Annotated in this window: 9 protein-coding genes and 1 pseudogene; 6 read left to right on the top strand and 4 right to left on the bottom strand. The window is 66.0% G+C overall.

Annotated features, from left to right (window positions below; genetic code table 11):
- A pseudogene (locus tag ACIQ6O_RS07880) lies at positions 1-252 on the top strand (hypothetical protein); the annotation flags it as partial.
- Between the two features lie 5 nt (positions 253-257).
- On the top strand, positions 258-1289 hold the full coding sequence (locus ACIQ6O_RS07875) for a hypothetical protein (RefSeq protein WP_396207230.1): 1032 nt from the start codon (positions 258-260) through the stop codon (positions 1287-1289).
- A gap of 74 nt (positions 1290-1363) precedes the next feature.
- Here ACIQ6O_RS07875 and ACIQ6O_RS07870 read toward each other — a convergent pair whose 3' ends face one another.
- Positions 1364-2023 carry a PEP-CTERM sorting domain-containing protein gene (locus ACIQ6O_RS07870; protein ID WP_396207229.1) on the bottom strand — a complete coding sequence of 220 codons (660 nt, stop codon included), beginning with the start codon at positions 2021-2023 and terminating at the stop codon, positions 1364-1366.
- 313 nt (positions 2024-2336) lie between these two features.
- Between ACIQ6O_RS07870 and ACIQ6O_RS07865 the strand changes: the two genes are divergently transcribed.
- On the top strand, positions 2337-3509 hold the full coding sequence (locus tag ACIQ6O_RS07865; RefSeq protein ID WP_396207228.1) for a DegT/DnrJ/EryC1/StrS family aminotransferase: 1173 nt from the start codon (positions 2337-2339) through the stop codon (positions 3507-3509).
- Here the strand turns inward: ACIQ6O_RS07865 and ACIQ6O_RS07860 are convergent.
- Genes ACIQ6O_RS07860 through xrt form a run of 3 tightly spaced genes read right to left on the bottom strand, consistent with a single transcriptional unit; the run spans position 3506 to position 7205 of the window.
- Positions 3506-4630, bottom strand: coding sequence for a glycosyltransferase family 4 protein (locus ACIQ6O_RS07860; RefSeq protein ID WP_396207227.1), 1125 nt, complete (start codon positions 4628-4630; stop codon positions 3506-3508). The two genes, ACIQ6O_RS07865 and ACIQ6O_RS07860, sit on opposite strands and share 4 nt — an antisense overlap.
- Positions 4627-5754 (bottom strand): GNAT family N-acetyltransferase, encoded by a 1128-nt coding sequence (locus ACIQ6O_RS07855; protein ID WP_396207226.1) that lies wholly within the window; start codon positions 5752-5754, stop codon positions 4627-4629. The genes ACIQ6O_RS07860 and ACIQ6O_RS07855 overlap by 4 nt, the downstream gene beginning before the upstream one ends.
- The gene (gene xrt, locus ACIQ6O_RS07850) at positions 5751-7205 is read right to left on the bottom strand and encodes an exosortase (protein WP_396207231.1); all 1455 of its coding nucleotides are present in this window, start codon (positions 7203-7205) and stop codon (positions 5751-5753) included. Before xrt ends, ACIQ6O_RS07855 begins: the two co-directional genes overlap by 4 nt.
- A 181-nt stretch (positions 7206-7386) precedes the next feature.
- On the opposite strand from xrt, the gene ACIQ6O_RS07845 reads away from it, so the two are divergent.
- The 3 genes from ACIQ6O_RS07845 to ACIQ6O_RS07835 form a co-directional block, all read left to right on the top strand.
- A complete protein-coding gene (locus tag ACIQ6O_RS07845; protein ID WP_396207225.1) occupies positions 7387-8571 on the top strand; it encodes an ATP-grasp domain-containing protein in 1185 nt (394 codons plus the stop codon).
- The gene (locus tag ACIQ6O_RS07840) at positions 8568-9755 is read left to right on the top strand and encodes a glycosyltransferase (RefSeq protein WP_396207224.1); all 1188 of its coding nucleotides are present in this window, start codon (positions 8568-8570) and stop codon (positions 9753-9755) included. The genes ACIQ6O_RS07845 and ACIQ6O_RS07840 overlap by 4 nt, the downstream gene beginning before the upstream one ends.
- Positions 9752-10290, top strand: a 539-nt coding sequence (locus ACIQ6O_RS07835) for a glycosyltransferase (protein WP_396207223.1), incomplete at its 3' end; no start/stop codon positions are given. The genes ACIQ6O_RS07840 and ACIQ6O_RS07835, both read left to right, overlap by 4 nt.

Raw genomic sequence — 10290 nt, 5'->3', positions numbered from 1 at the left:
CTCGAGCGTGTCCGCCAGGAGCTGCGGCATCCGTCGTCGCTGTTCTGCTATCCGTACGGTAAGCGGTCGGACTTTTCCGAGCGTGACGAGCGACTCGCCGAGCGACACGGCTGCATCGGCGCCATCAGTTCCGAGCACGGTTCGAGTATCTCTCCTGCCAAACGCGAGGCGCACGGCGCGTGGCGCTGGCGGATTCCGCGCATGTCTTACGATCCGCGTCCGGGCACCGTGCTGCGGGCCTTTTTCGATTGAGTACGGTGGCGGACGTAGCACTTTCATGGCTTCCGTGGGATGCCCCCTCGGCCGCTGAAGAACGCGCGGTGTTGCAGCGGTACGTGCGCTACGGATCGGTGGTCGGGGCCGATAGCGCTGCGTCGCTGCTCTGGTGCGGTGTGCACGTCGGAGGGGTCCTGCGCACGGGGTTTCCGGTCGTCGCGCATCGAAGCCGTGCCGTCCCCGGCAGTTGGCTGCTCCGTGTAGAACGCGCGGGTGGCGATGATTTCGAGCCGTTGCTCGATCATGCGGCGGAGATATTCGCCGCGCTCCGGCGGGCGCACCAGTACACATTACGGGTCAACGTCGCGTTCTACGACGAGCGCCCGGAGGTCCGGAGGGCACTGGCTGCAGCGCTGACCGAAGCGGGCTACCGGCCCGCACCGCCCCGGCAGTATCTCGAGACCCTGATCGCGCCGGTCCTGCCAACGGACGACGAGCAGCTCGCGTCGTTTTCCAATAGTACGCGACGGAACATTCGCGAGGCGGGGCGGAGCCATCTCGTGGTGCGCCCCATCGCGTACGGCGATTTTCGTACGGAGATCGATCGCCTGCTCGTCGAGGCGTTCACTCGCCACGGGAAGTCCCCCGAGCAGGTCGAGCCCATGCTGCTGCTGTCGGGGCGAGCCGAGCACAGCGTGCTGTTCGGGGCGTTCCACCCGATCGGGGCCAATCACCAGGAGCTGGTCGGCTTCGCCGTCTTCGAGAAGACAGGTGCAAAATGCGTGTATTCGGTTGCGGGCACAGCCCGGCGACCTGAGCTGGGCCGCACCCCGATCTCCTATCCACTCCTTTGGGAGGGGTTCCGCTGGGCGCGACAGGTGGGGTGTACCTCGGTCGATCTCGGTGGCGTACCATCAGAGGAGCATACCGATGACCCACGCGCCACGATCGCGGCGTTCAAAGCAGGGTTCGGCGGCATTCGCGCGACCATTGGTGGCGAATGGCAATGCACGCCCACCCCGCTTCTCGGTATGGTCGAGCGCACCGTGCAGGTACTGCGTCGTCGCGGGTAGAGGCTCCCTCTATGCCGGAATGCAAAAAAGGCCGCGACCCTGCTGGGTCGCGGCCTTTTTTCGGTATGAACCAATTACTGCACCGAACGGCGACGGAAAGCCATGAACGCCATGCCCGACAGGCCGAGGAGGAGGAGCGCGATGGTGCCCGGCTCAGCAACCTGCACGAGGAACGTCTGATTGGTCCCGTTGTAAAGCACGTACCAGCCCGAGGTCTCGAAGTACGGGTCGCCGGCGATGATGGCCGTAGCCGAATTCGGGTACGTGCTCTGACCACGGAAGGACTGCCAGATGGAGCCTTGGTAGTCGTTGCGCTGCCCAGCGCTGAGCGAGCTCCAGTCCGTGCTGAGCGTGTTCACCAGCGACGTGACGTTGCCCATGTCGCCAGCGGTCACATCGTACTCGCCGGAGGGCCAGATCGGCGCGCCGTAGCCGGACTGCACGAACGACTGGACCGTGAAGAACTGATACGTGGTGGTCCCGGGCACCTGCACGCCGCGGTAGGCGTCGATGCACCACAGCAGATAGTTCTCGAAGGTGCGGGTTTCGGTCGGGAAGTCGATATTGAACGACCCGAAGTATCCACCGCCCTCACCGCCGAAGCCGGTGGCACCGGTGCGGCGCGAGGTGTTGTTGTTGAACGTTACCGCCACCGAAGGATCGAGCGGCAGCTGGGCCGACGCTGCCGGGGCGGCAAGGGTTAGCGCCAGGAGCGCTGCGGCAATTCGCTTCATGGGAACCTCAAGGGGGCAAAGGGCAGTTGCGGGGCAATGGCAACTGGGGGAAAGCAACCAACGATATTGGTAGCAAACGACGTGCCGCTCTCCTCTTCGGACGATTCCGGTCGGTACGAAATAGATCGGTGAACAGCATGGTCAGTCCTAAGTAGCTGAAAACATGTAATTTGACGTCTGCATGGGTGGTGCATCGCTGATGCCGGTATGGGCCCGGCGACGGCGAGAGCAGCCCCGTGATTGCTCGTGGTGTTGCGCGCACACCGCACTGTTGTAGGCCGCACACTGCGCCCCCTCATGCTATGTTGCGCTCATGCTGCCACGCAGGATCCCACCGGTTCTTGGCCCGATTTCGCTGCGCGGCTTGGTCGATGCGTCGACTACGCTGATCGCGCCATCTGTCACGGCCGACGCTGCCTCCAATCGGCTGCGCGACATCTTTCGCGAGCGAACGGTCACGGTCATGGCAAGCGGGACAGCCGCGCTCGCCGGTGCGCTCGAATCAGCCCGGCTGACTCATCGTCCTGCAACATCGCCCTGGTCGGTGGCGCTTCCCGCGTGGGGCTGCCCCGACCTCGGCGCGGCAGCGATCGCGACCGGTGCCGACATTCACCTGTACGACCTCGACCCGCTCGCCCTCGAGCCGGATCTGGCGTCTTTACGCTCGTGCCTGCAGCAGGGTGCGCGCAGCGTCGTCCTCGTCCATTTCTTCGGCCGTATCGTAGATCCAGCACCGGTTGCGGCGCTGGCTCGAGAATTTGGCGTGCCGCTCATCGAAGATGCGGCACAGGCGGCCGGCGCATCACTCGACGGCGTGCCTGCGGGGGGCTTGGCCGAATGGGGAATCCTGAGCTTCGGCCGCGGAAAGGGGTGCAATGCGGGTGGCGGGGGGGCGTTGATATCGACGCATCCGATCGAAGGCGACAGGGAGTCGTCAGCTTCTAGCGCTGGCGACTGGGTGATCCTGTGCAAGGCGGCCGCGACCTCGATCCTGGGTCACCCGCGGCTGTATTGGCTACCGGCCAGTTTCCCGGGGCTCGGGCTTGGCGAAACCCGCTATCACCCCTTGGCGGAAAGCCGACGGGTTTCGCGGGTGACTCTTGCCTTGTTGCCACATGTACTGGCCAGTGTTGGGCCATTGGCACAGGCGCGTCGTGAGCAACTGACACGATGGCGGGTAATGCTCGAGGACGCTGACGTCGCACTCCCGGCGCCCATGGGCTCTCGGGTACTCGAAGGAGCACTTCGCTTCCCGGTGCTGATGTCGCCGGCCGACGCGGTGGCGCTGGGACGCTACGGTGTGGCGCGGAGTTATCCGCGTTGTCTTGGCGACTATACGCCGATCAGAGCGCGCCTGCGCGATTTACCGCGCTGCCCCGGTGCCGAAGAGCTCGCCGCTCGGCTGCATACGCTGCCCACCCACCAGTACGTGACCGAAGCCGACCGCCTCGCCGTCGTGCGCGCGGTGTCCGGCACGAAACGCTAATCCGTACCCGTGATGACCCGGCGGTACCGTGCTTCGTACGCGTCGACCATGGTCTCAAGGCTGAAACGGCGGCGCGCGTCGTCGTGCGCCTGCGCTACGATTTTGCTGGTATGCGCGGGCACGGACATGGCCCGAACGATGCCGTCTGCGAGAGCCTCGGCACGCCCGGCGGGCACAAGAAAGCCGGTCTCACCGTCAACGAGAATCTCCTCCGGGCCGCCACTGCGGGTCGCCACAACCGGCGTGCCAAGGGCCATCGCCTCGATCGTCACCAGAGAGAAGCCTTCCTTGGTCGATGCGAGGACCAGTACATCGCTCGCGGCAATGAGCGCCGCTGGTTGGTCGACAAAGCCGAGGAAACGCACCACTCCCGAAACCCCGAGCGCATCGGCCTGCGCCTGTAGGGCTTCGAATAGCCCCTCCCGGTCGGGTTCCCCGACGATGTCGAGGCGCGCGGAAAGCCCGCGCTGCCCAAGAATGGCCATGGCCTCCAGCAGATACGGATAGCCCTTGGGTTCACGGATGTTGCCCACCGCGAGCAGACGCCATGGAGCATCCGGGGTTTCGTTCATCGACCGATCGCGCAGCGGGGTGCGCGGGTTGTCGGCACCCACCACGGCGACGCCGTTGTGGATGACGTCGAACCGGGATGCGCCAGTGCCAAACGCAGCGGCGAGGTCCCCCCGCAGGGCGGCAGACACGGTGACGATGCGCGTAGCGCATTGCATCAATACCTGCCGCTTGAGCGCCCCCTTCCAGCCGGCGGCCCGTACGTCGACCTGGCCGTGCAGCGTCACCACGCACGGAATCCCTTTCGCGCGAGCCGCTGCGGCGGCGTACACCGCGCCATCGAACAGATGCGCGTGCAGCACGTCGATTTCATGTCGGTCGATGGCGCGACCGATCTGCGCAAACAGCTTCGTGTCGAACGCGCCGCGAAAGTTCAGCAGCTCGACGTCGAGCTGTCTCCGCGCGAGTTCGTCGGGGAGCCAACTCCCCCTTCCGGTCATACAGTGCACGGCATGACCGCGATTCGCCAACGCTTCGGACAACGAGGCGAACACCGTTTCGGCGCCGCCCGGTCCACCTGTTTCGATGAGTTGCAGAATGCGGAGTGTCACGGCGCGGGCTTCCCGTGGATTGCAGCACGCGCGCGTCGCCAGACGGGCTTGATCACGTCTTCCGAAAAAGCGCGCCAGCGGGCGAGCACGTGCGTTGGCGGGTAGATGGTCCACGTGAAGTACGCCGGGAACTGCGTGGCCAGCGGGCGCTTCCACTCCATCGCGTCTCCCAGAAAGTCGAGGCGAACGGCCCCACGCTCGGTGGCTTCCCGCATGGCGTACCAGACGAGCGCAACGCCCGGTGATGCGGAACGATACGCCTCATCGAACGAGTTCTTGAGCAAGTAGTAGCATCCGCGATCGACGACGCCCAGCGCGTAAGCCACAGGAGCCCCCTCGTGTCGCAGAATCCACAGCTGCAACGCATCGCGCGCGGCAAAGCGCTGCACCACGTCGCCGTAGAGCACTGCCGTGCCCGCTTCGTTCGCGATGGAGCTGCCGCTCCCGTGCTTCCAGCTGCGGCGTTCAACGTCGAGTACTGCCTGCCACGCGGCATCGATGGTCGAACGGTCGTGGTGGAATTCGAAGTGCCACCCTTGCTCAGCCGTGAGTCGCTTCAGGTGACGCTTCAATGAGCGCAGCAGTTTTCCGTCGCGGCTCTGCACATAGGCGTCCCACCCCTCGGATACGTCGACCACGGCACTCTCCGACTCTTCGACCCGATAAGTCGACAGACCGCATCGTTCGATGGCCGCGTCGAGGGGTGACTCCCATGTCTCCGCAGCAGGAATCTGCGGAAACGCGATCGCGCCGTACGGGCTCATGCGCCGACACGCACGAAAGACCGACACCAGGAGATCCGTCGGGTCGATATCGCTGAGCCAACCGATCCGTCGGATGTGTGCATTTCGGGGGAGCGTCCAGCGAGCGGAGCCGAGTGCTCGGTGGCGATGCCGAACCATTGGTACGACGCCGACCAACTGCGATTCGGCGTAGACCAGGAAGATGGCCGGTTCATACGGCGCTCCGAAGGCGGTAAGCCACGGGAGCATCCAGTCCGGCCCGGCCCACCACTCACCGTGCACGGCCCGGCTCGCCAGCATACGCCACGCCTCGAGATGTGGTGACAGCTCCTGCTCGGACGCCGCGCAGACCACGTGCAACGTGGTTTCGGTCGTCGTCACTGGGTTTTCGACGGCTGATCCGACGGGCGGGGTAATTCGCGCCCGGTCACCAGCAGGTACAGCGAGGCATAGGTCGCGTCGCAGTTGGTGCCGTTGCACGGTGCCGACAGCAACACCGCCTCGGCATCGGTGCGGCGCTCGAGCGCCGCCAAGAACCGGAACAGCTTGCCGCGGATGGACGACGATGTTTCGTGGTCACCAATGCGGTACCAACTCCAGATGAGGACGACGTTGCCAGCGTCGCGAACGGCCGTCTCCCGCACAAGGCGGAAGGACTGATCGAGTGGGCCAACCTGGCGCGTGCCGAGGATCGCCGAATCAGGGGCGACGTGGTTTTCGGAGCTGATCAACTCGGCATCCGGGGTTTCCGACGCATACTGATAGCGATCGAGCCGCACGGTTGTGACGCCGTTCGAGAACGCGCGGCTTGCCAAGGTAGCGCCCCGGAATTGGGCCGGTGCGCGGCGCGCGGTCGTGTCACGAACCTCGCGCCATTGCGGCCCCAGCACGAGACCGGCATTGGGTAATGTGGTGGGCCGGACGGCGGGAATGGCCGCGAGGATCGCCAAAGATACCGGGCCCAGCAGGGCCAGGGCGGTAGCCGCGGCATACCTGGGATGGCTGGTGCCCTCGCTGTCGGACAGGCGGGCGGGGGGAACATCCGGAGCAGTCTCGGCGGAATCCTCGAGTCGACGGGCGACCACGAAGAAGACCGCTAGCGCGACCACGAAAATGGACCAACCGAACACCTCGTGGTCGGTCATGAGGGGCGACTTCATGTTCGTGGCGTCCGCCACGAGCACCAAGCCCAGCACGCGAACCCAATTGGCCAGCAGCGCGAGCACGATCCCCGTGATGAGGATGCGGAAGCGGTTCCTATGGCTGCTGGCAAAAATCCACGCGTAGGCCGTTGCCACGGTGGTCCCGACGAGCAGGAAGTTCAATCCGGAGCAGCTGTCGGCCACCTCGAGGACGCCGGACTTGAGGATGATGTACGTCTCCTTGATCTGGGCGTCGATCCCGAGCACACCCAGCACCGCCTGATTGGCGGCCACGGTCATCGATTGCAGCAGCGGCACCAATGATTCCCAGACGGGAATGGCCAGCATGAACGTCAACACGATCGGTGCCGCCGCCCAAGCGGCGGCTGCCCCCGCAGTCGCCGTCAACCACAAGAGCAGAATCAGCGGACTCAGCAGCAAGTGACCGACTTCGATGCCGGCTTCAATGGCGACCCACCAGACAATCGAGGCGACGGCAACGGCCGCCATCGCCACGGGGACCGGCGCCGAGCGCGCGCGCAACGCATCACGTCGCTGCCACACCAACCACAGGCACAGCCCTGCGACCGCAAATCCGTGCTCGCGGCTCGCTGCCCAGACGGACGGGAAGCGCAACCACGAGGGGGCGAGTGCAAGGATGACGAGAGCGGTCGAGAGTGAGAATGGCATTGGATTCTGGACGCAGCGCACGGCTTCGACGCAACACGTGTGGAGGAAGCTACATGCTCGGGCGCAACCGAGCAGCCGTTCGATCGTCCTTGCTGTTGTCGATTCACCCGTCGAAGTTCCTTGCGTGCCCTCGTGGGCTCCCTCGATCCCGCATCCAACCGTCATGCCAGCAAGGTATCGAGTGCTCGTCACCGACCCCCTGCAGCGGGCCGCGCTCAGCTGTGTGCGCGCCCTCGGGCGTGGCGGGCACGACGTCTTCACCATCGGTGCGAGCCGCGGACTCGCCGGGGCCTCGCGATTCGCCCGCCGGCATATCGCGCTCTCGCCCGGTCGGGATCGCGACCCCGCGTGCTTCGTGGAGGATGTCCGGGCGGCGGTCAGCCGGTACGGCATCGATGTCGTCGTGCCCATCACCGACGCCGCGTCGCGGATCCTGTTGCCGGCTGCCAACCATGTGGGCTGTCGTATCGCCGGACCGGATGCCGCCGCCTATGAGCGGGTGAGCAACAAGGCGCTCCTTATGGCGACGGCTCCGGCGTGCGGATTGCGTGTCCCGGCGCAGGTGGTTCTGGAGCATCCCGAGGCGGGCATCGCCGGCCACGCGATGGAGTTCGAGGCCGGCATCGTCAAACCGTCCCGTTCCGCCATCCATCGGGCGGGCAAGGTCATTCAGGTCGGCGTGCGTTACGTCGGCACGGCCGGAGAGTTGGCACGGGCCGTCGATGCCTATCCGCCCGAGGCGTTCCCGCTGCTCGTACAGGAGCGCTGCGCCGGCGACGGGCTTGGTGTGTTTCTCCTGCGGGATCGCGGGAAGACGCTCCTGAGCGCGGGGCATCGGCGATTGCGGGAGAAACCCCCTTCAGGTGGGGTGAGCACCTATCGCGAGGCGGTGGCCCCCCCTCCTGACCTGCTGTCGCGCTGTGAACGACTGCTCGACGCACTCGAGTACAGTGGTCCGGCAATGGTGGAGTTCAAGGGCACGCTCGGGTCCGGTACGCCGGCCCTCATGGAAATCAACGCTCGACTGTGGGGGTCGGTGCAGTTGGCCGTCGCCGCCGGGGTCAATTTCCCCCTCGGACTCGTTCAGTGGGCGATGGGCGACACGCCAGCACCTTCCGCCCTCTCGGCGGGGACGCGGTGCTACTGGGAGTGGGGCGAAATCGATCACGCGCTGGCATTGTGGCGGAAGTCTGCTGAATCCCTGCATCTGCCGCATGGAACGCCCACCGGGCTTCGGGCAGCGTTGCAGGTGCTTGTCAGTCATCGGGCGGGTGACCAGCGTGAAGTGCTGGATTTCCGTGACCCGCTGCCCTTCCTGATGGAGTCCGGCCAATGGATCTCTACCCTTGTTTCCGGTAAGTCATGACGACGCTCGGATGGCTGCTGATTCTCGCGCCCGTAGCGCTTGGTGGATTCGCGTTCGTCGGGTATCCGGCGGTGCTGTGGGTCTGGTCGCGGTTCAAAGCCCCCGTGACACTCCCACCGGAGCCGGATACGTGGCCGCAGATCACGGTATTGATCGTGGCCTACAACGAGGAGCGCCGCCTGCGTCGGACCATCGAACATGCGCTGGCCACCGATTACCCGGCCGACCGCATTCATGTGCTCGTGGTATCCGACGCGTCGACGGATGGCACGGACCGACTGGTTCTGGAGTACGGTGATGCGCGTGTGAAGTTGTTGCGAATGCCGGAACGCGGCGGCAAACCTGCCGGTGAGAATGCGGCGGGGCCCATGCTCACGGGGGACATCGTCGTGTCGATCGACGCGTCGATTCTCATTCCGCGCGGCTCACTGAAGCCGCTGGTGCAGGCGCTGCTCGATCCGGAGGTTGGCCTCGCGTCCGGGCGCGACATCAGCGTTGGCGACGAGGCGCTCGAAGGCAATTCCGCGGAGTCGTCTTACGTGGGGCTCGAGATGCAGCTGCGGGCGCTCGAAACCCGCGTCCACAGCATCGTGGGGGCGAGCGGCTGTTTCTATGCCAACCGGCGGCACCTGCAGGAAGTGCAGCTGCCTACGGGGCTGGCGCGCGACTTCGCCGCAGCGAGCGTGGCGCGCGCGCACGGGTACCGGGCGGTGTCGGTCGACGCCGCGGCCTGCCTCGTGCCGCGTACGCCCACGCTCAAGGCGGAGCTGCGGCGGAAGAGTCGAACCATGTCCCGCGGGCTCGCGACCCTGCTGTATCTCCGCGCACTCTTGAACCCGTTCAAGTACGGCAGCTATGCGTTCATGATGGTGTCCCACAAACTGCTGCGCTGGCTGCTGTTCCCGAGTCTGCTGGGTTGGCTGATCGGGCCCTTGCTCCTCATCGACGTGGCGCCGCAGACGCTGGTGCTCACCGCGATCATGCTGATCGGCCTCGCACTCGCGCACTTGGTGAGTCGCTGGCCGGACGGTCGTCGTGTGCCGCGGCTGATTGCGGCCCCGGGCTATGTGTTCATCTCGATCGTGGCCGGCTGGCTCGCGTGGTGGCAACTGCTGACCAACCAGCGCCAGTCGATGTGGGAGCCCACGCAGCGCCCCAACGTTGACCCGACGCCCGCGGCATGACTGCCGGCCGTGGATTGCGCATCATGCACGTGTGCGCGCCGGCCCGCTCTGGAGGGCTGGAGACCGTCGTGCATCTGCTCGCCACGGGATCGAGGCAACGCGGGCACGAGGCGGAAGTCGCCCTGGTTCTCTCGCCTCGGGACGTCACCGCGCACCCCGTGGTGGCAAGGCTCCGCGAGGCCGGAGTCCCCGTGCATGTCGTCGACGTGGGCGACCGCGCGTATCTCACCGAGCGCCGCATGCTCCGGGCGCTGATGCGTGAGCAGGGTACGCAGATCCTGCACACGCACGGATTCCGCGCCGATGTCGTCGATGGGGGACTCGCCAGCGGAGCAGGGGCGGTGCACGTCACCACGCTGCATGGGTTCACGGCACGAAGCTGGCGAGGCCGTGCTTACGAGTGGTTGCAGGTGCGTGCCGCCCAGCGCGCCGATGCGGCAGTGGCGGTATCCACGCCGATTGCGCGTCGTCTCATGGGAGGCTCCGGGCCGCGGTCCGTTGCGACGGTGCGCAACGCGGTGGCTCCCGCCGACGC

The sequence above is a fragment of the Gemmatimonas sp. genome (assembly GCF_044345575.1).
Classification (GTDB): domain Bacteria; phylum Gemmatimonadota; class Gemmatimonadetes; order Gemmatimonadales; family Gemmatimonadaceae; genus Gemmatimonas.
Note: the sequence above shows the minus strand (reverse complement) of the source record. Positions and strands in the feature narration are given on the sequence as shown.